The 24,757-nt window shown below is 48.4% G+C and carries 21 protein-coding genes; 15 read left to right on the top strand and 6 right to left on the bottom strand.

Going from position 1 to position 24,757, the window contains the following annotated elements:
* The first annotated feature begins 27 nt into the window (after positions 1 to 27).
* The 4 genes from MX657_RS23450 (at position 28) to MX657_RS23465 (ending at position 5,564) form a co-directional block, all read left to right on the top strand.
* A complete protein-coding gene (locus tag MX657_RS23450; RefSeq protein WP_001324699.1) occupies positions 28 to 1,584 on the top strand; it encodes a TnsD family Tn7-like transposition protein in 1,557 nt (518 codons plus the stop codon).
* Positions 1,585 to 1,595: 11 nt separating this feature from the next.
* Positions 1,596 to 2,522 (top strand): hypothetical protein, encoded by a 927-nt coding sequence (locus MX657_RS23455; RefSeq protein WP_000262423.1) that lies wholly within the window; start codon positions 1,596 to 1,598, stop codon positions 2,520 to 2,522.
* Between the two features lie 352 nt (positions 2,523 to 2,874).
* Positions 2,875 to 3,174, top strand: a complete 300-nt coding sequence (locus MX657_RS23460; protein WP_001097216.1) for a helix-turn-helix domain-containing protein — start codon at positions 2,875 to 2,877, stop codon at positions 3,172 to 3,174.
* 563 nt (positions 3,175 to 3,737) lie between these two features.
* Positions 3,738 to 5,564, top strand: a complete 1,827-nt coding sequence (locus MX657_RS23465; RefSeq protein ID WP_001239419.1) for an AAA family ATPase — start codon at positions 3,738 to 3,740, stop codon at positions 5,562 to 5,564.
* 168 nt (positions 5,565 to 5,732) lie between these two features.
* Here the strand turns inward: MX657_RS23465 and copM are convergent, their stop codons facing one another.
* The 4 genes from copM to silR all read right to left on the bottom strand — a co-directional run bounded on the left by copM (position 5,733) and on the right by silR (position 9,061).
* On the bottom strand, positions 5,733 to 6,083 hold the full coding sequence (gene copM, locus MX657_RS23470) for a CopM family metallochaperone (protein WP_000647571.1): 351 nt from the start codon (positions 6,081 to 6,083) through the stop codon (positions 5,733 to 5,735).
* A 147-nt stretch (positions 6,084 to 6,230) separates the two neighbouring features.
* Positions 6,231 to 6,662, bottom strand: coding sequence for a silver-binding protein SilE (silE, locus tag MX657_RS23475; RefSeq protein ID WP_000790485.1), 432 nt, complete (start codon positions 6,660 to 6,662; stop codon positions 6,231 to 6,233).
* Between the two features lie 244 nt (positions 6,663 to 6,906).
* Positions 6,907 to 8,388 (bottom strand): copper/silver sensor histidine kinase SilS, encoded by a 1,482-nt coding sequence (gene silS, locus MX657_RS23480; protein ID WP_000555736.1) that lies wholly within the window; start codon positions 8,386 to 8,388, stop codon positions 6,907 to 6,909.
* Entirely contained in the window at positions 8,381 to 9,061 is a 681-nt protein-coding gene (gene silR, locus MX657_RS23485) for a copper/silver response regulator transcription factor SilR (protein WP_000697968.1), read from the bottom strand. Before silR ends, silS begins: the two co-directional genes overlap by 8 nt.
* A gap of 189 nt (positions 9,062 to 9,250) precedes the next feature.
* Between silR and silC the strand changes: the two genes are divergently transcribed.
* The 7 genes from silC to MX657_RS23520 all read left to right on the top strand — a co-directional run bounded on the left by silC (position 9,251) and on the right by MX657_RS23520 (position 18,919).
* The gene (gene silC / locus MX657_RS23490) at positions 9,251 to 10,636 is read left to right on the top strand and encodes a Cu(+)/Ag(+) efflux RND transporter outer membrane channel SilC (protein ID WP_000475506.1); all 1,386 of its coding nucleotides are present in this window, start codon (positions 9,251 to 9,253) and stop codon (positions 10,634 to 10,636) included.
* A gap of 27 nt (positions 10,637 to 10,663) precedes the next feature.
* Positions 10,664 to 11,017: a cation efflux system protein CusF gene (gene cusF / locus MX657_RS23495; RefSeq protein WP_001246155.1), complete on the top strand. Its 354-nt coding sequence runs from the start codon at positions 10,664 to 10,666 to the stop codon at positions 11,015 to 11,017.
* Between the two features lie 113 nt (positions 11,018 to 11,130).
* Positions 11,131 to 12,423, top strand: a complete 1,293-nt coding sequence (gene silB, locus MX657_RS23500) for a Cu(+)/Ag(+) efflux RND transporter periplasmic adaptor subunit SilB (protein ID WP_000157620.1) — start codon at positions 11,131 to 11,133, stop codon at positions 12,421 to 12,423.
* A 10-nt stretch (positions 12,424 to 12,433) separates the two neighbouring features.
* The gene (silA, locus tag MX657_RS23505; RefSeq protein WP_000574029.1) at positions 12,434 to 15,580 is read left to right on the top strand and encodes a Cu(+)/Ag(+) efflux RND transporter permease subunit SilA; all 3,147 of its coding nucleotides are present in this window, start codon (positions 12,434 to 12,436) and stop codon (positions 15,578 to 15,580) included.
* An 86-nt stretch (positions 15,581 to 15,666) separates the two neighbouring features.
* Positions 15,667 to 16,107: a DUF411 domain-containing protein gene (locus MX657_RS23510; RefSeq protein ID WP_000758228.1), complete on the top strand. Its 441-nt coding sequence runs from the start codon at positions 15,667 to 15,669 to the stop codon at positions 16,105 to 16,107.
* Between the two features lie 126 nt (positions 16,108 to 16,233).
* Positions 16,234 to 18,681 (top strand): Ag(+)-translocating P-type ATPase SilP, encoded by a 2,448-nt coding sequence (gene silP / locus MX657_RS23515; RefSeq protein ID WP_001353604.1) that lies wholly within the window; start codon positions 16,234 to 16,236, stop codon positions 18,679 to 18,681.
* A 40-nt stretch (positions 18,682 to 18,721) separates the two neighbouring features.
* On the top strand, positions 18,722 to 18,919 hold the full coding sequence (locus MX657_RS23520) for a DUF2933 domain-containing protein (protein ID WP_000843494.1): 198 nt from the start codon (positions 18,722 to 18,724) through the stop codon (positions 18,917 to 18,919).
* Positions 18,920 to 18,952: 33 nt separating this feature from the next.
* Here the strand turns inward: MX657_RS23520 and MX657_RS23525 are convergent, their stop codons facing one another.
* Entirely contained in the window at positions 18,953 to 19,690 is a 738-nt protein-coding gene (locus MX657_RS23525) for a peptidoglycan DD-metalloendopeptidase family protein (protein ID WP_000287501.1), read from the bottom strand.
* A 288-nt stretch (positions 19,691 to 19,978) separates the two neighbouring features.
* On the bottom strand, positions 19,979 to 20,428 hold the full coding sequence (locus tag MX657_RS23530; RefSeq protein WP_001023257.1) for a copper resistance protein: 450 nt from the start codon (positions 20,426 to 20,428) through the stop codon (positions 19,979 to 19,981).
* Positions 20,429 to 20,662: 234 nt separating this feature from the next.
* On the opposite strand from MX657_RS23530, the gene pcoA reads away from it, so the two are divergent.
* From pcoA to pcoD, 4 genes are read left to right on the top strand one after another with little or no spacing between them, the layout of a single operon-like run.
* Positions 20,663 to 22,480, top strand: coding sequence for a multicopper oxidase PcoA (gene pcoA, locus MX657_RS23535; protein WP_000925240.1), 1,818 nt, complete (start codon positions 20,663 to 20,665; stop codon positions 22,478 to 22,480).
* A gap of 5 nt (positions 22,481 to 22,485) precedes the next feature.
* Positions 22,486 to 23,376 carry a copper resistance outer membrane transporter PcoB gene (gene pcoB, locus MX657_RS23540; RefSeq protein ID WP_001378118.1) on the top strand — a complete coding sequence of 297 codons (891 nt, stop codon included), beginning with the start codon at positions 22,486 to 22,488 and terminating at the stop codon, positions 23,374 to 23,376.
* A gap of 39 nt (positions 23,377 to 23,415) precedes the next feature.
* Positions 23,416 to 23,796, top strand: coding sequence for a copper resistance system metallochaperone PcoC (pcoC, locus tag MX657_RS23545; RefSeq protein ID WP_000025662.1), 381 nt, complete (start codon positions 23,416 to 23,418; stop codon positions 23,794 to 23,796).
* A gap of 55 nt (positions 23,797 to 23,851) precedes the next feature.
* Positions 23,852 to 24,730, top strand: coding sequence for a copper resistance inner membrane protein PcoD (pcoD, locus tag MX657_RS23550; RefSeq protein ID WP_229692861.1), 879 nt, complete (start codon positions 23,852 to 23,854; stop codon positions 24,728 to 24,730).
* Positions 24,731 to 24,757: the final 27 nt, after the last annotated feature.

Genomic DNA, 24,757 nt, shown 5'->3' on the forward strand with positions numbered 1-24,757 from the left:
CGTAACGGTCAAAGAGAGGTGTGGGAAATGAGAATGTTGCCTGTTTTGCCTGATGAATCCTTGTTCAGCCGGTTTTGTCGGACAACTACCGTGTACGGTATGTCCCCATCTTCTCTGTTAACGATCATTTTCAACAAACCTGATATGAACGTCCATCCAATTCTCAATTCAGGATTAAAGGCTATTTCTCTTCATACATCCGAAAGTGCAGATCAGCTCTGGCATGAACAGACTTTACTCCCTCTTTTTGCCTGGGCACTACCAATCAGTCGTAATGAAATTATGGATTTCAACACGACCCCTGCCAGGCTTAATCGATTGTGCCGCCTTAGTAATTTTTCACTAGGGCAGCGCACACTATTGAAGTTTTGCCCGGTTTGCGCTCGTGAAGATACTTTTCATTATGGTGTTACTTATTGGCATCTGGCGCATCAGCTTCATGGGGTTACAACCTGCCATCGGCATCCGGTAGCGCTTGAAAGCATCCATGTCCCTTCTTCACCGCACATACGTATTGGACTGATGCCTCCTGTTTCGTATACAGAACAACTTAGCAATGAGATAGACTTCGATTTTGCTAAGTTTTGTTATGAGTCCCTAAATATAATCAGAAGAAAAGATATTACACACCCCAATTACATGGATGTACTTAAAAAGTTGAATTTATTATCATTGGATGGAAATTTAAAGAAAAATGTATTCTACGCACATGTTTATGCTAAGTGCCAGTTATTTGGGGAGGGTTCATCGGGACTTATACCAACATCCCTAACTGATTATCATTACTGGGAGCCTATACTCAAAGACAAATGTTGTCAGCATCCCACAAAGCATCTTTTGCTTTGTTATTGTTTGTTAAATACTTGCTGGCCAACGTATGCAGGAAGTCGTACTAATAAAAAGAAAGAAATCTTTAAAAGTCATAAGAAATACAGTTTTCATATAGTTGAAAATAATACTAGTGTTAGCAACCTTGGGAAGGAATTTAGTCGCAGCAGATGTTACATTAAAACACTTATTTATAAAAAATACCTGAGGGCGTTTAAGCGAAACACAAAAATTAATATATTCACTGAATTGCTTATCAAGTCTATGGCTGTAAGGGGGTTTAGTCTGGCATCCATAGCTGAGAAAAACTCATTATCGGAAGGAGCTGTATCCTCTGTAATTTCATCTTGTTACGGTTTATGCTCATGGCGTAAAAAATGTAAAAAAGATTCTTTAAGACGGCGTCATAAGCAGAAAATATTAAGATTTATACATAATCAATCCGTTTCTATAACACGAAAGTTAGTCAAAGAAAGTTGTTATGCAAGTTTCTATTGGCTAAATAAACATGAATGTGACTGGCTTAATTCCTGTCTTCCTAAAACAATACGATGCTATAAAAATAAAAGAGTAGACTGGAGCGAGAGAGATATTATCTCATCATCATTAATAAATGATGTTTTATCTCAGGGGCAGTACTCGATGTCACTTACAAGTCTAGATGCTTTACTGGGAGGGCATGGCTGGCTTTTGAAATACAGAGATAAACTACCAATGACAATGATACTTCTCAGAAAAATGGAACTAATTAAATAAGAGGGAGTTATATGGTTTACGAAAATGAATTGTGGCACAGTTTTCTTCTGCGTTCACAGATAATGTATAACTTATCCAATTGCAGGAACATAATATCAAAGCATGGCGCACTAAGGTACGATGCCTTTCCTCGTTTCGAACTGATTGATATGTACAAATTGCATAGCTTGCAGGATATATATGACATTCTTGCCACTAGAAATGGTTATATACTAACTTCCAATATAGTGTCGTTATCTTCTGGTGTTTACGGGTATTTTAACGCTGTTGAAGATGCCTGTCGGAAAAATTTTCACATAACTAATTCATATCCATTGGTAAACATCTCAAACATTCGTTACTGTCACAAATGTATTGTTGAAGATATACACTCTAAAGGCATTGGTTATCTGCGTCATAGATGGTTGTTTGAATCTAAATGTGCAGTTCATAGTACCAGTTTATATGAGGTTTGTTTTGATAACTATTTGAATGCAGTGAAAGGACTTAGTGACTTAATTATAAGTGGAATAAATCCTCATGGTTATTGTTCCCTTGTGGTTGACGTTTCAAACCCTTTCAAAAATCCAGTGTATATATTACCATGTGCACGTAATAAAATTTTAAAATGGATTTCGGACAATAAAAATATGCTGATTTACTTTCTCTTTGATCTCTTCAAATGTAAGTCGCATTCAAGTTTATCTAAGGTTATCGAAGTCAAGATAATGCATGATAGATATATTTCTGCGGTGTTCAAGATGTTAAGTGAAGTTAATTTTTGTAATTTCAACTCATTTATTTCTGATATTTTTGAGGACGTAAGTTATGCCTCTATCGGACTTGATGATTATTCTGTTAATGTGCATTTTCTCAGGCTAAGGGCTGCAGATTGTAAATTTTGCCAGTTGAATGGTAAATATTTTTGCTCACTTTACAATGTAAAACTTCTTCGCTAATTTCACTTCATTTATAAAATACTAAGAAAGCTAGTTAGATAAGGTTTTATATTTTGACTGGGGCAGGAATAAATTATCACTCATAGAGTTTCCCTGGGGGTTACCACCTGTGTATGATGCCGGTTAGCAACAACGTCTAAAAGACCTGCGATCACGTGGGTCCCTCTCCAGCAAAGGGGCAAGGGGTGCTATATAACGGTGTACTGCTTACCCAATACGGCCTTGTATTTGAAAGATGCCGCATCTTGGCAGGATTCGTATTACAGCCTATAGTCTGTTAATGAGCATTACAGCCTATATGCTGTAAATCCCTGCGTTATGCTTGTTAACTCGTCGATACGGAAGGTCACTTATGAACACTCAATACGCTTTGAAGACTTTGAATCAGTTACGTCCTGTTTTAATCGGCTTTCGCAAAGCCAATGGACTGACGCAAAAAGATGTTTCTGAACGTTTGGGTATAACACAGCAAACTTATGCCCGACTAGAGGCCAACCCTGCAAGTGCGGGTTTTGAGCGTTTGTTTAGGGTGTTCAGCGTCCTTGGAGTGGAGATCGTACTTTCATCCAGGGAACCATTGTCAGATGCAAAGCCCGAATACGGAGCTATGCACAATTATTCTTCACTTCCAGCCAGGCGGGAGAAATGGTGACGCCTGGCGCTTCCCGGTCTAATTTTTCTTCAACAAGATTAACCCCTTAGCGGCCTGAAGTATCAGGTTGCGATAGAGCCTTTCATTTCTTCTGTTATGTTAAATACACCATTTTGAGCTATTTCGCTCGGCCTTAAATTATCTCTTCATTCTTCAGTGAAAATTTTATGTCGATCACATTATCGATGAATTTAGGAAATAATCCGTAAATGAAAATCTATCTTCTTTTAAATTCATCAGTGTCAGTAGCAAATATTACGCATAAAAGAATGGTTATTATTATCATTTAAATTATAAAGCTCATGAGTCAATTCCAAAAAATATAATAAGCATTGAAATCATTACCCGTGATTCTGGAGTTTTAACTTTGCCATGTAACCAACCACAAGTTAGTTTCCGGTGTTTTGAGGGGCAGTAAAGTTCTGAAAGCGCGACCAGATCATAATCCCGAAATGTCGTTAAGATATTCTGAATAACGGTTATCCCTGCTTGTTGGCAGGCATTTGAAAATATATTTTGTATTCAGGTTGCAGCAAAACGCTTTCTTACACACAGGACTTCATATGCGGCTCAGAAAATTAAAACTGAAAAACTTCAGAGGCTACAGAAACTCTACTGAAATCATTATTGATGAAAGCATGACGGGTATTGTCGGTCGTAATGACTTTGGGAAATCAACGCTTCTGGAAGCGCTGGCTATTTTTTTTGAAACAGAAGGAATGAAGGCTGACAAGAATGACATGAACTGTTTCAGCCTAAGAGAAGGGGACGGCCGTTTTGAAATAGCCTGTGAATTTGATGACCTGCCCGATTTTATCATGATCGACGACAGGGTGCAGACCACGCTCGCCTCAGAACATCTGCTGAATGAGGACGGCAATTTTGAAATCGTCAAAACGTTTAAAGCAACGACCTCAGGAAAACCGGAGCAGACCTGCATCCGCTGCATCCACCCGGATGAGGAGCCCCTGAGAAATTTACTGGGCATGAAAATTTCTGAGCTCAAGGCGGTGGGAAAAGAAGTTGAAAAAAATGTGGCGGATAAACGCACTGCATCGTTATGGCGTCAGGCCATCAGGGAAGCCGCAGCCCCCTATACCTGTTCGGAAATTATGCTGGATGTCGATAAAGAGTTCGGAACCGACACAAAATCATTATGGGGTAAGATCCTCGATTTGCTGCCCACGTATGCGATTTTCAAAGCCGACAGGGAAAGCAGCGACGGGGATTCCGAAGCTAAAAACCCCTTACAGCAGGCCGTAAAAGACGCTCAGGCTGCGCTGCAGGACAAAATTACAGCGCTGGAAAATGAGATTCAGGACAGCGTCCTGGATGTCGCACAGAGAACGCTGGATAAATTACGTGAAATGGCCCCCGAACTCGCCAGTGAACTGACTCCACGATTTAAGGAGAAACCCAAGTGGACCTTCAATTTCACCCTGGACGGGGAAAATGGCATCCCCATCAATAAGCGCGGCAGCGGGATAAGGAGGCTTATCCTGTTGAATTTTTTTCGGGCTGAGGCTGAAAAGAATGTCGCGGGGACGCCCAGAAATGTGATTTATGCCATAGAGGAGCCTGAAACGTCACAGCATCCGAACTATCAGATGATGCTGATGAAAGCGTTACTGGCACTGGCAGGCCAGCCGCACCGTCAGATTATCGTCACCACCCATGTCCCGGCGCTGGCCGGATTAATCCCTGTCGAAGGCGTACGTTATGTTACCCGAAATGAGGCGGGTGAACCCGTAGTAAAAATGCCGGATGACGCAGTGCTGAAGGAAGCCACTGAAAGCCTGGGGGTGCTGCCAGAGACCGGTATGGAAAGGGCGCAGGGGATTGTTCTGGTAGAGGGAAAGTCGGATGTTACTTTCCTGAGGCATGCGGCCAGTTCATTAAAACAGTCAGGTGCGCTGCCAGCCTCTCTGGAGGACGTGAAAATAGTGCCAGTCCTCATAGGAGGGTGTGGTAGCGTCAAACACTGGGTTACATTGAATCTGGCCAAAGATCTGGGGCTTCCCTGGTGCGTATTTCTGGACTCCGATATTGGGGGAGACCCTGCACAGGTTCTGTCCATCCAGAAGCGTAAAAAAGAAGTAGAGGAGGCCGGTAAGGTATTTTTCGCTACGCGCAAACGTGAGATAGAAAACTATCTGTGCCCGGATCTTATCGAGGAAATTACTGGTGTAGCCGTCACGTTTACGGACACCTGTGACGCTAAAAAAATAATCGGCCGGGCTGTGGGAATGAAACCCGATAATGTACTAGATAAATTCTGGCCTCAGATGACATCAGAAAGAATCATCTCAAGATCAACCTATCATGACGGAACGCAGGAGAGAAGCGAGCTGGTTGAGATCCTGAGCGACATTGTATCCATGACGAGATAATGTATTAAATAAGCATCTCAGGTGCATATATTCCGGTCCTCAACAAAGGACCGGAGTACAGAGTAGTAAAAACCCGAAATTAATCGGGTTTGAATTATATAAAGATTAACCGACTCCCGCGCCCAGGAACGATGTAAAATCACGCTTGTCGTGACATTTCTACAATGTTTACTTTTGACTATCAAGCCATTTATTCATCTGCTCAATTTCACCTTTTTGAGCTTTAATGATGTCCTGCGCGAGCTTTCTCATTTTCGGATCTTTTCCGTATTTGAGCTCGGTCTCAGCCATTGCTATTGCCCCTTCATGGTGCGCTACCATGCCTTTCGCAAAAGCCTTGTCGGGATCGGACTCATTTACGGCAGCCATCATTTTGTCATGCATGTCTTTCATGCCAGCCATATATTCCTGTGACGAAGCCGAGGTAGACATATCAGTCATTTTCATTTCTGAATGTTCTGCTGAAATCGCTGGCAGGGATAACATTAATACTGCAAATAAAGTGTTTCTGGCTTTCATAAAAAATATCCTTTTAGCGTTGATGCCCGTTAACTGTAGCAGAATCTGATAAAAATGCCCCCTGTAGGGGGCAAAGATGTTGCCATATATCCGGTTACGGAAAAATCTATCAAGGAAATAAGGACAGCACAGATACTTCCCTCGCCGTCAGCCTGCACTGAGCATGCGACGATGCGCTTCGGCCATGGCCTGATGTGGGCCAGACTGACCGTTATTCATAAATTCATGGGCAACTGCAGCTCTTTCATGCTCATTCATTGCCGCTAATGACTTCGACGGCCCGGTAGGGGAAACGGTCTGACTTCCCATCATCCTCTGATGACTTTCCACCATTTTCTGGTGCGCATCCGCCGACCCGTTCGTCATGGTTTCATGAGCAATAATGGCCTGTTCATGCTGGTCCATACCGGCCATACGAGGTGCAGTCCCCTGGATCCCGACAGGAGCCGCAGCAGACTGCATCTGGTGAGCAGGTGCCTGTGCATTGTTGACCCGCTCATGGATATTCACGGTTTCAGTGGCCCAGGCCGAAGAAATTAAGCCAAAGCCCAGCAAGGATGCTAATACGATATTTTTCATGATAACTCTCCATTTCTTAATTAGTGATGTCCGGGGGAGTACAACCGGTGTTTTCAGTTCCATAACTGAAACAGGTTCGGAAGTGTTTATTTCTCCGGGAGGGGACTGGATATTCATTTCCTGGCGTCCACTGACGCCGGATATTGATAAAGCAATCCAGCCTTCCTGATAAGTTGCACTAATTATATCGAATGGCTTCTGTTTGCTGCATGACAGGCTAATGACATCTTTGTCATTTAAATCTTTATTCCCAGCACTGGGTGTCCGGAATCATTTTCTCCAGTCTGGGCACGGATAAGATAAAACGCGTTGAGTGTACGTCCGATTCCACCTGCACTCTTCCGTGATGTGCTTCCACGATTGACTTCACAATCGCAAGGCCGATGCCGCTGCCTTCTCCTTTTCGTTGTCTGGACGGATCCACCCGATAAAAACGGTCAAACAACCTTGATAAATGCTCTTCAGGGATTGGTTTCCCCGGATTTTCAATCACAAGGTCAAAAAAGCTCTCCTGCTCTCTTATTGAGACGGTGATTGCCTGTCCCTCCGGGGTATAACGCAGGGCATTGGATAACAGATTATTGATCGCCCTTCTGAACATTTGTGGATCTCCCTCAACCAGGCAGGGCATCCCGTTAAATTTGAGCGTGATATTGCGTTCTTCGGCCCAGGCTTCGAAAAACTCGAAGACTTTCATGACTTCCGCTCTGAGGTCAAACATGACCCTGTCAGGTATCAGCTGATTATTATCTGCCTGTGCCAGGAACAGCATATCGCTGACCATTTTGGTCATCCGGTTATACTCTTCAAGACTGGAATAGAGGACATCCTCAAGTTCCCTCTGTGTTCGATCCTGACTCAGTGCGATTTCAGTCTGCGTCACCAGATTGGTGATGGGCGTTCTGATCTCATGCGCGATATCGGCAGAGAAATTGGCCTGGCGGGTAAAGACATCCTCAATCTTTCCAATCATATGATTGAACGAGATAACCAGTTGCTCCAGCTCAATGGGAACGCGTGTCGGTTCCAGTCGCGCATCAAGATTCTCGGAGGTGATGTTTTTAATGGCATTGCTGACATTACGAAGGGGCAGGTGCCCCTGACGGACAGCGATTCGAATGATCAGAACAATCAACAGGCTTATCACGACGGCAATCGCAATCAGGTTCTTTTTCAGCGCATCGAGGTAATGGAGATGGAAATTAATGGATAGGCCAGTCAGCATGACATAGTTCTGCTGTTTGCCCTGAAATATCGCCTGACCAGAGGAGGCGATAATCCTGTATGTTTCCATCTTCATTTCGGACCCGGTATCCATCGGTCCCGCAGGATCCTCCACCGTCCAGAGAAAGACATCCCGTGCGCGGCTGTGCTCGCTAAAATCTGCTGAATTCACTGCCGGGCGTAGTGCCGCCCCCTGAGCTGAGCTAAAGAGCACTTCCCCCCTGGGATTGAGGAGCAAAAGGGCAACGTTGCGGTAGCTGGCAATTGATTCCTTTATTTTGCTTATTTTTTTATCATCCGGATCCACCGGGGACTGCAGTATACGGTTCAGTGTGGTGCTGATTTGTTGAAGATCGCTGACATCCTGCTCGGCAAAATGATTTTCAACAGAATGCAGCATAAACCAGGTGAATGCGATAAAAGCCAGTATCGTGGACAGGCTGATAAAAAAGGTCAGCCGCAGAGCGAGTGAGAAAGGGCGTCTGGAAGGTTTGCTATGCATCCGGGACCTCCAGCATGTAGCCCACGCCCCGGACTGTCTGGATCAGCTTTGTCTCGTAATCGTTGTCTATTTTAGCGCGGAGTCGCTTTACTGCGACATCGATCGCATTAGTGTCGCTGTCAAAATTCATGTCCCAGACCTGAGAGGCAATCAGGGAGCGGGGAAGAACCTCTCCCTGATGGCGAATGAAGAATTCCAGCAGGCTGAACTCTTTACTGGTGAGCACAATGCGGTTTCCGGCGCGACTGACTTTTCTGGATACGAGATCAATCGAGAGGTCAGCCACCTTAAACTGGCTTTCCGTGATCATCGTGTTTCCCCGCCTCAGAAGGGTTCTCACCCGGGCGAGCAGTTCGGCAAACGCAAAGGGTTTAACCAGATAATCGTCCGCACCCAGTTCCAGTCCTTTGACCCTATGTTCGATCGTGCCGAGGGCTGTCAGCAGTAAGACCGGCATACCCTTTCCGGCAGTGCGCAGCATGCGGATGATATCCCAGCCGTTCACATCAGGTAGCATGATATCCAGAATGACTAAATCATACTCGGCTGTCATGGCGAGATGATATCCGGTAAGACCATTATCAGCGTGATCCACTACGAACCCTGCCTCTGTAAGCCCTTTGCTGAGATATTCACCTGTTTTAATTTCGTCTTCGACGATCAATATTTTCATCTTGCTCCCCGGCTGGCTGCTAATGTCATTCTATTGCGCCCACGATCGTTATCAACGGATTACAGCAAAAATGACAACATTGTCATTATCCTGTCACCCGGCAAACAGAGAGCGTTAGGTAAAGTACCCCTATCAATACTCTGGACTTCATTTGAACCATTTACCAGGTCTGCCTGGACGAGAAGCGTTATGTTCAAATTAAAATTACTCAGCATTAGCACGATATTCATCCTGGCAGGCTGCGTGTCGCTTGCGCCTGAATATCAGCGGCCCGCAGCACCGGTACCCCAGCAGTTTTCACTGTCCCATAACAGCCTGACGCCAGCGGTAAATGGCTATCAGGATACGGGCTGGCGTAACTTTTTTGTCGATCCCCAGGTTACCCGGTTGATCGGTGAAGCTCTGACTAATAACCGTGATTTGAGAATGGCTGCCCTGAAGGTTGAAGAGGCCCGAGCCCAGTTCAACGTCACGGATGCAGATCGTTATCCCCAGCTGAATGCCTCATCCGGGATAACATACAGCGGTGGTCTGAAAGGTGACAAGCCGACCACACAGGAGTACGACGCGAGACTGGAGCTCAGCTATGAGCTCGATTTTTTCGGCAAACTTAAGAACATGAGTGATGCTGATCGCCAGAACTACTTTGCCAGCGAAGAAGCCCGTCGGGCCGTACACATCCTGCTGGTATCCAACGTTTCACAAAGCTATTTCAGCCAGCAACTGGCGTACGAACAACTTCGTATTGCGCGGGAAACGCTGAAAAATTATCAACAGTCCTATGCTTTCGTTGAGCAGCAGCTCGTGACCGGGAGTACGAACGTTCTGGCACTTGAACAGGCGCGAGGACAAATCGAAAGTACCCGCGCCGAAATAGCCAAACGAGAAGGCGATCTGGCTCAGGCAAACAATGCCCTGCAACTGGTGCTGGGAACGTACCGCGCACTTCCGTCAGAAAAAGGGATGAAAGGCGGGGAGATAGCCCCAGTAAAATTGCCACCAAATCTGTCTTCACAAATTTTGCTGCAGCGACCGGATATTATGGAAGCGGAATATCAGCTGAAAGCGGCTGATGCCAATATTGGCGCAGCGCGAGCGGCCTTTTTCCCCTCAATTACCCTGACCAGTGGTCTTTCCGCAAGCAGTACGGAGCTGTCCAGCCTGTTTACGTCAGGAAGTGGAATGTGGAATTTTATCCCTAAAATTGAAATTCCTATATTTAATGCTGGCAGGAATAAAGCCAATCTGAAGCTGGCTGAAATTCGCCAGCAACAGTCGGTGGTTAATTACGAACAAAAAATTCAGTCAGCCTTTAAGGATGTTTCCGACACGCTTGCGCTGCGCGACAGCCTTAGCCAGCAACTTGAGTCACAGCAGCGTTATCTTGATTCACTTCAGATAACTCTCCAGCGTGCCAGAGGATTGTATGCAAGTGGTGCTGTCAGTTACATCGAAGTGCTGGATGCAGAACGTTCCCTCTTCGCTACCCAGCAAACCATTCTCGATCTTACCTATTCCCGGCAGGTTAACGAAATTAATCTGTTTACCGCGCTGGGTGGCGGTTGGGTAGAGTAAATTTATTTAATTAATCAGGAAATTAAAATGCGTAATTCACTTAAAGCCGTTTTATTTGGTGCCTTCTCTGTCATGTTTTCTGCCGGTCTTCATGCTGAAACACATCAGCATGGCGATATGAATACTGCCAGTGATGCTTCGGTACAGCAAGTTATCAAGGGCACCGGTGTCGTTAAAGACATTGATATGAATACTAAGAAAATCACCATTTCGCATGAAGCAATTCCAGCGGTGGGCTGGCCTGCAATGACCATGCGCTTTACTTTTGTTAATGCAGACGATGCTATTAATGCCCTGAAAACAGGCAACCATGTCGATTTCTCGTTTATTCAGCAGGGCAATATCTCCTTACTCAAAAGCATTAACGTGACGCAGTCCTGATTGGCTGTCCGGAGCGATTACATCCTGTGCGCCTGTACATTCACATAGGTATATGTGTGAGTTAACCGTCAGGCGCATATGCCAGGTGTTTTGATTTTTTAGCGGAAAATTGTATGGCTTCTTTAAAGATAAAATATGCTGCAATAATTATCAGCAGCCTCATAGCAGGGGGGCTGATATCGGTTACTGCCTGGCAGTATGTAAACTCAGCACAAAAGACAGAAAAAACAGAACAAAAGGCACCGGAACGAAAGGTGCTTTTCTGGTATGACCCAATGAAACCGGATACCAAATTTGATAAACCCGGAAAATCGCCCTTTATGGATATGGACCTGGTGCCAAAATATGCTGATGACAGTGGCGATAAAAGCAGTGGCGGGATCCGTATCGACCCAACCCAGGTTCAGAATCTGGGATTAAAAACGCAAAAAGTCACGCGAGGAATGCTGAATTATTCTCAGACAATCCCGGCTAATGTCAGCTATAACGAGTATCAGTTTGTTATTGTGCAGGCGCGTTCTGACGGGTTTGTCGAAAAAGTCTACCCCATGACGATTGGCGATCATGTGAAGAAGGGGACGCCACTTATCGATATTACCATTCCGGACTGGGTGGAAGCACAGAGTGAATTCCTTCTGTTATCCAGCACCGGTGGTACTTCCACGCAAATTAAAGGCGTTCTGGAACGGCTTCGCCTGGCAGGTATGCCGGAAGAGGATATTCAGAGACTGCGTTCTACCCGGAGCATTCAGACCCGTTTTACCATTAAAGCACCTATTGATGGTGTCATTACTGCATTTGACCTGCGCACCGGCATGAATATTTCGAAAGATAAGGTGGTGGCTCAGATTCAGGGAATGGACCCGGTCTGGATCAGCGCTGCAGTGCCAGAATCTATCGCCTATCTGCTGAAAGATACGTCGCAGTTTGAAATTTCGGTACCGGCTTATCCGGATAAAACATTCCATGTCGAAAAATGGAATATTCTTCCCAGCGTGGATCAGACAACCCGTACGCTTCAGGTCCGTCTCCAGGTTTCTAATAAGGATGAGTTTCTCAAGCCGGGCATGAATGCCTATCTGAAACTGAATACCAGAAGCCAGGAGATGCTGCTGATACCAAGCCAGGCCGTTATCGATACCGGCAAAGAACAGCGCGTGATTACTGTTGATGATGAAGGCAAGTTTGTGCCGAAACAGATCCACGTTCTGCATGAGTCACAGCAACAGTCCGGCATCGGCTCCGGCCTGAATGAAGGCGATACCGTGGTGGTCAGTGGCCTGTTCCTCATTGACTCTGAAGCCAATATTACGGGCGCACTGGAACGTATGCGCCACCCTGAAAAAACAGAAAGCAGTATGCCAGCAATGTCTGACCAGCCTGTAAATATGCATTCAGGGCACTGAGGAGACGACGATGATTGAATGGATTATCCGGCGCTCTGTCGCCAACCGTTTCCTGGTCATGATGGGGGCCCTGTTTCTCAGCATCTGGGGCACATGGACGATTATTAACACGCCTGTCGATGCCTTGCCTGACCTGTCAGATGTGCAGGTCATTATCAAAACCAGCTATCCCGGCCAGGCCCCGCAGATTGTAGAAAACCAGGTCACCTATCCACTTACCACCACCATGCTGTCCGTGCCTGGCGCAAAAACCGTGCGTGGTTTTTCACAGTTCGGTGATTCGTATGTGTATGTCATTTTTGAAGACGGCACCGATCTGTACTGGGCCCGTTCCCGCGTGCTGGAGTACCTGAACCAGGTACAGGGAAAACTGCCCGCCGGTGTGAGTTCTGAAATCGGTCCGGACGCCACGGGGGTGGGCTGGATATTTGAATATGCCCTTGTCGATCGCAGCGGAAAACACGACCTTTCAGAACTGCGTTCTCTGCAGGACTGGTTCCTGAAATTTGAGCTGAAAACCATCCCGAACGTGGCTGAGGTCGCTTCGGTTGGCGGCGTGGTGAAACAGTACCAGATTCAGGTCAATCCGGTAAAATTGTCTCAGTATGGTATCAGCCTGCCCGAAGTGAAACAGGCCCTTGAATCGTCTAACCAGGAGGCCGGTGGCTCATCCGTTGAAATGGCCGAAGCTGAGTATATGGTCCGTGCCAGCGGTTATCTTCAGAGCATTGATGATTTTAATAACATCGTCCTGAAAACAGGCGAGAACGGCGTGCCGGTTTATCTGCGGGATGTTGCCCGCGTGCAGACCGGGCCTGAAATGCGGCGTGGTATTGCCGAGCTGAACGGCCAGGGCGAAGTCGCTGGCGGCGTGGTGATCCTGCGGTCGGGTAAAAATGCACGCGACGTTATCACGGCAGTGAGGGATAAACTTGAGACGCTGAAGGCCAGCCTGCCGGAAGGCGTTGAAATCGTGACCACCTACGATCGCAGCCAGCTCATCGACCGGGCGATTGATAACCTCAGTTCCAAACTTCTGGAAGAGTTTATCGTGGTGGCCATCGTCTGTGCCCTGTTCCTGTGGCACGTACGTTCTGCCCTGGTGGCGATTATCTCTCTGCCGCTTGGTCTGTGTATCGCCTTTATCGTCATGCACTTCCAGGGACTGAACGCCAATATCATGTCGCTGGGAGGGATAGCGATTGCCGTCGGTGCGATGGTGGATGCCGCCATTGTGATGATTGAGAATGCGCATAAGCGGCTTGAGGAGTGGGATCATCAGCATCCGGGTGAGCAGATTGACAACGCCACCCGCTGGAAGGTGATTACCGATGCCTCCGTTGAAGTGGGACCCGCACTGTTTATCAGCCTGCTGATCATCACCCTGTCCTTTATTCCTATCTTTACCCTGGAAGGTCAGGAAGGACGTCTGTTTGGCCCGCTGGCATTCACGAAAACGTACTCCATGGCGGGCGCGGCCGCGCTGGCCATCATCGTCATTCCGATTCTGATGGGATTCTGGATCCGGGGGAAAATTCCTGCAGAGACCAGTAACCCCCTGAACCGGGTACTGATCAAAGCGTATCATCCATTGCTGTTGCGGGTTCTCCACTGGCCAAAAACAACCCTGCTGGTTGCGGCCTTGTCCATTTTCACCGTTATCTGGCCGCTGAGCCAGGTGGGCGGTGAGTTTCTGCCGAAGATTAACGAGGGCGACCTGTTGTATATGCCGTCGACCCTGCCGGGTGTCTCTCCGGCTGAAGCTGCAGCGCTCCTGCAGACGACGGACAAGTTAATCAAAAGCGTTCCTGAAGTGGCCTCTGTATTTGGCAAGACCGGTAAAGCAGAGACCGCCACGGATTCCGCACCGCTCGAAATGGTTGAAACCACGATCCAGCTCAAACCTGAGGATCAGTGGCGTCCAGGCATGACGATTGACAAGATTATTGAAGAACTCGACAGGACCGTCCGTTTACCGGGGCTGGCAAACCTCTGGGTGCCGCCAATCCGTAACCGTATTGATATGCTCTCAACCGGGATCAAAAGCCCGATAGGTATCAAGGTGTCCGGAACGGTTCTGTCCGATATCGATGCAACGGCGCAGAGTATCGAAGCGGTCGCCAAAACCGTACCCGGCGTAGTGTCTGCTCTCGCAGAGCGACTGGAAGGCGGGCGCTACATTGATGTGGATATCAACCGGGAAAAAGCCTCCCGCTACGGAATGACGGTGGGCGATGTGCAGCTGTTCATCTCATCAGCCATCGGCGGCGCGACGGTAGGGGAAACGGTTGAAGGCGTGGCCCGGTACCCGATTAATATCCGCTATCCGCAGGATTACCGGAACAGCCCGCAGGCCCTGAAACAGATGCCGATCCTGACCCCGATGAAGCAGCAGATCACGCTGGGCGATGTTGCGGATATTAAGGTCGTTTCCGGGCCGACTATGCTGAAAACGGAAAATGCCCGTCCAGCCAGCTGGATTTACATTGACGCGCGCGGCAGGGATATGGTGTCGGTGGTTAATGACATTAAAACGGCGATCAGTCAGAAAGTGAAACTGAGACCGGGTACCAGCGTGTCATTCTCCGGACAGTTTGAACTGCTTGAGCATGCCAACAAGAAACTGAAGCTGATGGTGCCGATGACGGTGATGATCATCTTCATCCTGTTGTATCTGGCATTCCGCCGGGTTGATGAAGCCCTGCTGATCCTGATGAGCCTGCCGTTCGCCCTGGTTGGCGGGATATGGTTCCTGTACTGGCAGGGCTTCCATATGTCTGTCGCAACCGGAACGGGGTTTATCGCTCTGGCCGGGGTGGCAGCAGAGTTTGGCGTGGTCATGCTGATGTATCTGCGTCATGCCATTGAAGCGCACCCGGAATTGTCCCGTAAAGAGACGTTCACACCGGAAGGCCTTGATGAAGCCCTCTATCATGGTGCCGTACTGCGTGTCCGGCCGAAAGCCATGACCGTGGCGGTGATCATTGCGGGTCTGCTGCCAATACTCTGGGGAACCGGTGCAGGTTCAGAAGTCATGAGCCGTATCGCGGCACCCATGATTGGTGGGATGATCACGGCTCCGCTGCTGTCCCTGTTCATTATTCCTGCCGCCTACAAATTAATCTGGCTGCGCAGACATAAAAAAAGCGTGTCCTGAACCTGAAAGGGCACCCCCTGTGGGTGTCCTTCTTTACTGATTCACCCTGACGTCAGGGTTTAAATCGATAATATACAGAGGTGAGTATGAAAAAAGTGGTTCTGATGGCGCTGGCTCTCGGCCTTTCACTGCCCGCGATGGCGAGTGAAAAAGTGATTGATATGTACAAATCTGAAAACTGTGGCTGTTGTTCCCTGTGGGGCAAGGCGATGGAAAAAGACGGGTTTGAAGTACGAACTCACGTCATGAATGATCAGGCGCTGTCAGCCCTGAAAGAAAAGCATGCTATTCCTGCAGGACTGCGAAGTTGTCATACCGCGGTTGCCGGTAATTTGATCATTGAAGGCCATGTGCCTGCGACAACGATACATAAGGCAATGCAGTCTGGTTCAGGTATATACGGTCTCGCCACCCCCGGTATGCCAGCAGGAAGTCCTGGAATGGAGATGGGAGCCCGAAAAGAGGCTTACGATGTTATCGCATTCTCACCGGATGGAAGTAAAAAAGTCTTCCAGCGAATCGAATAGTCAGCGGAACGGCTGATAACGGGACGCCGGTAGCAGGCACTCCTGTGCCGGCGATATTCGTGGTAATCGCATCCATGACATACCCTGAAGACAGAAGATGCTTCGGTATGCATAAGGAGAGTTACTGTGAAAAATGACAATGCAGTGCAACACAACAACCAGACTGCTTCTGAGCAGACATTATCCCCGGACGAGGGCCACGTATTGCATAAGGTGAGAGATCCCGTGTGCGGGATGGCCATCCTGCCCGACAGGGCGCACAGCAGCATTCGATACCAGGACCATCAACTTTATTTCTGCTCCGCCAGCTGTGAGAGTAAATTTAAAGCCCATCCCGATCGTTATCTTACCGAAGATGCCAGTGAACATTCCCATCACCATCACCACGATCATCACGAAGTCAGCCCTGATCAGATAAAACAGCCTCACCACCAGGCGGAAAAAGAGAATTCTGAAGGTGTGTGGACATGTCCGATGCACCCGGAGATACGCCGCAGTGGTCCCGGAAGCTGTCCTGTCTGTGGAATGGCACTGGAGCCGCTCGTAGCTACGGCATCCACGGGGCCGAGTGATGAACTTCACGACATGACAAGACGCTTCTGGCTGGGGTTGTTGCTGGCGTTTCCGGTTCTGGTACTCGAAATGGGATCTCATCTGTTTCCCGAGTTGAGGAATACAGTACCGCCACAGTACAACACATGGCTGCAGCTGCTTCTGGCCTCCCCTGTCGTGTTGTGGTGTGGCTGGCCATTCTTCGCCCGGGCCGGAATGTCGTTACGTAACCGCTCCCTGAATATGTTTACCCTTGTTGCAATGGGGACCGGCGTAGCCTGGGTTTACAGCGTCATTGCAACCGTCTTCCCCTCCTGGTTTCCTGCATCGTTCAGAAACATGGATGGCCTGGTGGCCGTTTATTTTGAAGCCGCAGCAGTTATTACGGTGCTTGTTCTGCTGGGACAGGTTCTTGAGCTGCGGGCACGGGAACAAACCTCAGGCGCCATTACTGCGCTTCTGAACCTTGCCCCCAAAACCGCCAGACGGCTGGATCATGACGGTCATGAAACGGATATTAATGCGGAAGATGTCCTGCCTGGCGATAAGCTCCGCATCAGACCTGGAGAGAGTATTCCGGTCGACGGTATCGTGATCGAAGGCAAAACAACCGTTGATGAATCGATGGTGACCGGGGAATCTATGCCGGTTACCAAAACGGAGGGTGACCCTGTCATCGGGGGGACCATTAATCAGACAGGGAGTCTCATCATCCGTGCAGAGAAAGTCGGTGATGAAACAATGCTCTCACGAATTGTTCAGATGGTCGCTGATGCACAGCGTTCGCGTGCCCCCATCCAGAGAATGGCTGACAGCGTTTCAGGCTGGTTTGTTCCTCTGGTGATACTTATCGCGGTTGTTGCTTTCGTGATCTGGTCTGTCTGGGGGCCCGAGCCCAGGATGGCGCACGGTCTCATTGCGGCTGTGTCGGTCCTGATTATTGCCTGTCCCTGCGCGCTGGGGCTGGCCACGCCGATGTCGATAATGGTGGGGGTGGGCAAAGGAGCCCAGGCCGGGGTGTTAATCAGGAATGCCGAAGCCCTTGAGCGTCTTGAAAAAGTGGACACGCTGGTTGTCGACAAAACAGGCACGCTCACGGAAGGTTCGCCTACGGTGACAGGGATTATCAGTCTCAATCCGGGTGGGGAAACATCTCTTTTGCGTGTAACAGCCGCAGTGGAAAAAGGCTCGCAGCATCCGCTGGGTATGGCAGTAGTTAAAGCAGCACAGGAAAAGGGGATCGCAATACCCGCAGTCACTCATTTCGATGCACCGTCGGGTAAAGGTGTCTCAGGCGATGTCGAAGGTCAACGGGTTGTTATTGGTAATGAACTGGCTATGCAGGAAAACAGTATAGTTATTGATAATCAAAAGGCCGTTGCGGATACGTTGCGGATGGAAGGCGCTACCGTTATCTATGTGGCCACAGACGGGGACCTTGCAGGCCTGATAGCTATCTCGGATCCCGTGAAAACAACCACGCCGGATGCGCTTAAAGCTTTGCGTCAGGCGGGGATCCGCATCGTTATGCTCACCGGGGATAACCAGCTTACTGCTGAAGCAGTCGCACGGAAACTGGGAATAGATGAGGTTGAAGCCGGAATTCTGCCGGATGGCAAAAAAGCAGTGATAACCCGACTGAAAGAGTCTGGCCATGTGGTTGCGATGGCCGGAGACGGTGTGAATGATGCCCCGGCGCTGGCAGCGGCTGACGTGGGTATAGCCATGGGAACGGGTACAGATGTGGCAATTGAAAGTGCCGGAGTCACCCTTCTCAAAGGCGACTTGATGATACTGAACAGGGCCCGTCATCTGTCAGAGATCACCATGAAAAATATCCGTCAGAATCTGTTTTTTGCATTTATCTACAACGCACTTGGCGTGCCTGTGGCTGCAGGTCTGCTTTATCCTGTGTATGGAATACTGCTGTCGCCAGTTATTGCGGCGGCGGCCATGGCTCTTTCCTCCGTCAGCGTCATTGTGAATGCGTTGCGTCTGAAAAGTGTCAGGCTCGGGAAATAACACTGAGTGAAGGGTCAGTTACGAACAGAAGGAGTCCAGTATGAAAAGTACCACCTATGCGCTTATTGCTGTCGCCGCGATCGCGGCATTTGCCCTCCTGCGCGAACACTGGTCACATGTGGCAGGTTACTGGCCATATCTGTTATTGCTGGTCTGCCCGCTAATGCATCTTTTCCACGGCCACGGAGGGCATGGAGATCATCAACATCACGGAAGTGAAAACGATAAAAAAAATTAATCCGGCAGACGGGGCCGCGTCGCGGTCCCGTTATCAGTCCAGGTATCGTTCGTAGTCTCTGGCATGCGCAAAGGCATGCTGTTCGAGTTTGTTATCAGCGGGTGCCGCTGCCCGGAACGCCAGAGAGTTAACAGGGTTGTTATTGATGACCAGCTCGTAATGCAGATGAGGACCGGATGAACGTCCGCTGTTACCGGATAACGCAATAGCACCTCCCCGTGTAACCCTGGCCCCTTTAGTAACGAGTATTTTATTGAGGTGGAGATAGCGAGTTTTAACACCGGCTTTTCCCGTTACTTCAACAAAATATCCCATGGTACTGTTGTATTCGGCCCGGGTGATTTTTCCGTCGATGACGCTGACTATTTTCGTGTTCATGGGCATGGAATAATCAATGCCATTATGGGGACTCACTTTTCCCGATACCGGGTTAAGTCTTGCAGGATTGAAAGGCGAACTGAGTCTTGCTGTGGCCGGTAACGGATAATCGAGACTGCCTTTCCCGGAAGTATCGGAAAGGTTATAGAACTTTTTATCTGATATACGATACGCCGTGTAATTAAATGAACCGGACGTAAATTTATAGGCCACGACACGTGATTTTCCCGCTTTCTTTTGCAGTACGAGTTTTAATGATTCATTTTTTTTCAAATGCCGCAGATTAAACCGGGAAGGCAAGGAGCGCTGAAGAGTAGCGATCTCGTTCGATTCCAGCCCCGAGCGGGTGGCTGAAAGGTAGGCATTTTCTTTTACGACATCGGTAGAATACATTTACTGGAATTCGCCGTTAGCATGAACACTGCGGCGTATGCTAGGGGTTTTCAGGAGGCGTGTCATCTGTCAGTTAATCGGGAGCACCGTTGATGGTCGTCATTTTTGTAACATATCTTGTTTCCCGTTTGCTCCTGAAGCTCTGGGAACTGTATGACCAGCCCGACGGTGATGATTAACGGGACTGAAACAGGTTACGGCAGAGCAATATGGGGCTCATGTCCTGCTACGTAACCCGTCAGTAAAGCCCTGCTGCGCACCTGACGCTAAGCACTAACCCGCCTGCAGTTACCTGGTCGAATACAGCCCGCGAAGCTTTCTTGCCTGCGTCTGATGTGCTTCCGCACCGGCATTATTGACCTGCTCATGCACGAGAGCGGCTTTTTCTCCGGCATTCAGTTCGTTAAAAGAAGAAGACGAGGTCTTTGAATTTGCATCACTGCCGGACAGCATTTTTTTATGTTCCTCAATCATTTTCTGATGCGCATAGGACGCGCTGTTGTTCATAAATGAATGAGCAACAATGGCCCTTTCATGTTCATTCATTTCAGAGAATGAGGGCGTGTTGTTTTTATTAACCCTGTCCGGTAAGTTTTCATGCGTCGAGGAATTCACATGACTGACGGCTGAGGCATTATTAACAAATCGATGTGCTTCATGGGCAATATCACTGGACTGAGCAAAAGCTGCCCCACAAAATAAAGCTGTAAACGCAGTGGTCGTGATTAATATATTCATGTGTAATTACCTTCTGAGGTACATAAAAGATGTCCTTATGATCATATATAAAAATAATCAACCTGTGGGGAAGATGACGTAAATGTAATACAGCTATGTACATTACACGATTGTAATGAATTTGTTTCTTAAGGTGTGCTAGATTCATTTCATTGTAAGTGGATGAACCAGTAATTTAATTTAAATCGGTTCTCGAATTCTGTCAGTAACCATACTTTAAATAAGGGAATGCGCATGCTGTTGAAAACGTCTCGACGAACTTTCCTGAAGGGGTTAACCCTCTCTGGCGTAGCCGGAAGTCTTGGCGTATGGAGTTTCAATGCGCGTTCCAGTCTGAGCCTGCCAGTTGCCGCATCCCTGCAGGGTACTCAGTTTGACCTGACCATTGGTGAAACGGCCGTCAATATCACGGGCAGTGAGCGTCAGGCCAAAACAATCAATGGAGGCCTGCCGGGGCCCGTTCTTCGCTGGAAAGAAGGTGACACCATTACCCTGAAGGTCAAAAACCGTCTTAATGAACAGACGTCCATTCACTGGCACGGCATTATTCTTCCGGCCAATATGGATGGTGTTCCGGGGCTGAGTTTTATGGGCATAGAGCCTGATGATACCTACGTTTACACCTTTAAGGTTAAGCAGAACGGGACTTACTGGTACCACAGCCATTCCGGTCTGCAGGAACAGGAGGGGGTATACGGTGCCATTATCATCGATGCCGGGGAGCCAGAACCGTTTACTTACGATCGTGAGCATGTGGTCATGTTGTCTGACTGGACCGATGAAAATCCTCACAGCCTGCTGAAAAAATTAAAAAAACAGTCGGATTACTACAATTTCAATAAACCAACCGTTGGCTCTTTTTTCCGCGACGTGAATACCAGGGGGCTGTCAGCCACCATTGCCGATCGGAAAATGTGGGCTGAAATGAAAATGAATCCGACTGACCTCGCGGATGTCAGTGGCTACACCTACACCTATCTCATGAACGGGCAGGCCCCGCTGAAAAACTGGACCGGACTGTTCCGTCCCGGTGAAAAGATACGCTTACGGTTTATCAACGGCTCGGCAATGACCTATTTCGATATCCGTATCCCCGGGCTGAAAATGACGGTCGTGGCTGCAGATGGCCAGTATGTAAACCCGGTTACCGTTGACGAATTCAGGATTGCCGTTGCCGAAACCTATGATGTCATTGTGGAGCCTCAGGGTGAGGCCTATACCATCTTCGCACAATCCATGGACAGGACCGGTTACGCTCGAGGGACACTGGCCACGAGAGAGGGGTTAAGTGCTGCCGTTCCCCCCCTCGATCCCCGTCCTCTGTTGACCATGGAAGATATGGGTATGGGGGGAATGGGACATGATATGGCAGGAATGGACCACAGCCAGATGGGAGGCATGGATAACAGCGGAGAGATGATGTCTATGGACGGTGCTGACCTTCCGGATAGCGGGACATCCTCCGCGCCCATGGATCACAGCAGCATGGCCGGTATGGATCATTCCCGGATGGCCGGAATGCCGGGTATGCAAAGTCATCCTGCGTCAGAAACGGATAACCCACTGGTTGATATGCAGGCGATGAGCGTCTCTCCGAAATTAAATGATCCGGGTATTGGTCTTCGAAATAACGGAAGAAAGGTTCTCACGTACGCGGATTTGAAAAGCCGCTTTGAGGATCCTGACGGACGTGAACCTGGCCGTACCATAGAACTGCATTTAACCGGCCACATGGAAAAGTTTGCCTGGTCATTTAACGGAATCAAGTTTTCAGATGCCGCACCGGTGCTGCTGAAATACGGTGAGCGGCTCAGGATCACGCTGATCAACGATACCATGATGACTCACCCCATTCACCTGCATGGTATGTGGAGCGATCTGGAAGATGAAAACGGTAATTTCATGGTTCGTAAACACACAATAGATGTTCCCCCTGGTACAAAACGCAGTTACAGAGTGACAGCAGATGCGCTTGGCCGCTGGGCGTATCACTGCCATTTGCTCTATCACATGGAAATGGGAATGTTTCGTGAAGTCCGGGTGGAGGAATGATGCGAATGAAGAGAAATTTGAAGGCCATACCTGTTCTGGTCGCCGGTTTGTTTACCTCACAGCTTTCTATTGCGGCGGGCTCCGTCTCTGCAGATCCCCACGCCGGGCACGACATGTCTGCCATGCAGATGCCAGCAGATGAGAATTTCACTGAGATGACGTCAATGGAGCCCATTGTAACTGAGAGCAGAACGCCAATTCCGCCTGTTACCGATGCCGACCGGAAGGCTGCATTCGGCAATTTACAGGGGCATGCGATTCACGACAGTGCGATTAATTATCTGGTTCTGCTGGATCAACTGGAATGGCAACGGTCGGATAACACCAACAATTTCAGCTGGAGTGTTAACAGCTGGATTGGAGGCGACACAGATCGGATTTGGCTAAAGAGTGAAGGTGAACGAAGCAATGGGGAAACGGAGGCGGCTGAAGCGCAGTTACTCTGGGGACATGCGGTTGGCCCATGGTGGGATTTGGTTGCGGGTGTCAGGCAGGATTTCAGACCTGCTTCTGCCCGGACCTGGGCTGCTGTCGGTTTTCAGGGGCTGGCACTCTATAATTTTGAGTCTGAAATTACGGGTTTTGTCAGTAATGGCGGAAAAGCAGCCCTTCGTCTGGGAGGAGAATACGACGTTTTACTGACTAACCGGCTCATACTCCAGCCATCCTATGAGGTGAATTTCTACAGTCAGGATGATGAATCGCGGGGTCGCGGCAGGGGACTGACTGACACAGAGCTGGGGCTCCGGCTGCGCTATGAAATACGCCGTGAGTTTGCACCCTATATAGGCGTTTCCTGGAATCAACTTTACGGGAAAACATCCGATATGGCGAAAAGAGAAGGTGAGAAAGACCATCAGGTAGTATTCCTGGCGGGAGCCAGAATCTGGTTTTAACGCACTGATATAAAACACTCAACTAAACAGGTAAATAAAATGTCGATTTTAAATAAAGCCATTCTTACAGGTGGCCTCGTTATGGGCGTTGCTTTCTCTGCTATGGCCCATCCGGAATTAAAAAGCTCTGTGCCACAGGCTGATTCAGCCGTAGCGGCCCCGGAAAAGATTCAGCTTAATTTCTCGGAAAATCTGACCGTGAAATTCTCAGGTGCAAAATTAACGATGACGGGTATGAAAGGCATGTCATCACATTCTCCGATGCCGGTCGCGGCAAAAGTGGCGCCAGGCGCTGACCCTAAATCGATGGTCATTATTCCGCGAGAGCCTTTACCCGCTGGCACTTATCGTGTTGACTGGCGCGCGGTTTCTTCAGATACGCACCCTATTACCGGTAATTACACCTTTACAGTGAAGTAATATTATGAACGACCTGATTATGATTGTTATTCGTTTTCTTCTTTATCTGGATTTGATGGTAATATTTGGATTGCCATTTTTTCAGATATATGGAATAAGCGGTGTCAGACATGAAACCTATAACCTGACTAATTTCAGGTCGTTTATAACTTTTGCTGTTGTTACAGGCATCATTCTTACTGGCATTAATATGCTCCTGGTATCTAATGCCATGAGTGGAGTAACTGACCTCAGAGAATTATCCATCCATGTTATCGAGATGGTGATAGAAGAAACTGATGTGGGTATTAGCTGGATTGTCAGGCTCTGTGCCCTGTTTACCACACTCGGTGCTTTGTTCCTTTACACTAATAAGAGAGTATTGTCCTGCCTGCTGATGACGATGAGTGGGGGCGTGGCGCTGGCTACACTTGCCTGGGGAGGACACGCCGTTATGCATGACGGTCTGCATTACTATCTCCATTTACTGAGCGATCTGACCCATCTCGGCGCTGCAGGTGCCTGGACAGGTGCTCTGGTTGCATTTGCTATCCTGCTGATGCGCAGAAACGAGCATAATGCACAGAGCGTCATTGTGATATCTGACTCCCTGGCAAAATTTGCCACGGCAGGAACGGTGATTGTTGTAGCCCTGATCCTGAGTGCGCTGGTCAACTATCTGTATATTGCTGAGGGTAACTTAACTCCCTTATTCAACAGTTCCTGGGGGAGGATATTGCTTGCCAAGACGGCTCTGTTTGTTCTGATGCTTCTTCTGGCTGCAGCAAACCGGTTTCACCTGGGTCCCCGGCTTGAAGTTATGGTCAGGGAAGGGAATTATGATCGCAGCGTTGCCCTGATGCGAAACAGCATCCTGACAGAATTCGTTGTTGCGATTATCATTCTGGGCGCCGTAGCGTGGCTCGGAATGCTTGCTCCGTCTCAGGTCAGCTAGGGGACAGCCAAAGCTCATGCGTGAGAT

Origin of the sequence: Enterobacter chuandaensis (assembly GCF_039718975.1) — a bacterium.
In the GTDB taxonomy this organism is placed as follows: domain Bacteria; phylum Pseudomonadota; class Gammaproteobacteria; order Enterobacterales; family Enterobacteriaceae; genus Enterobacter; species Enterobacter chuandaensis.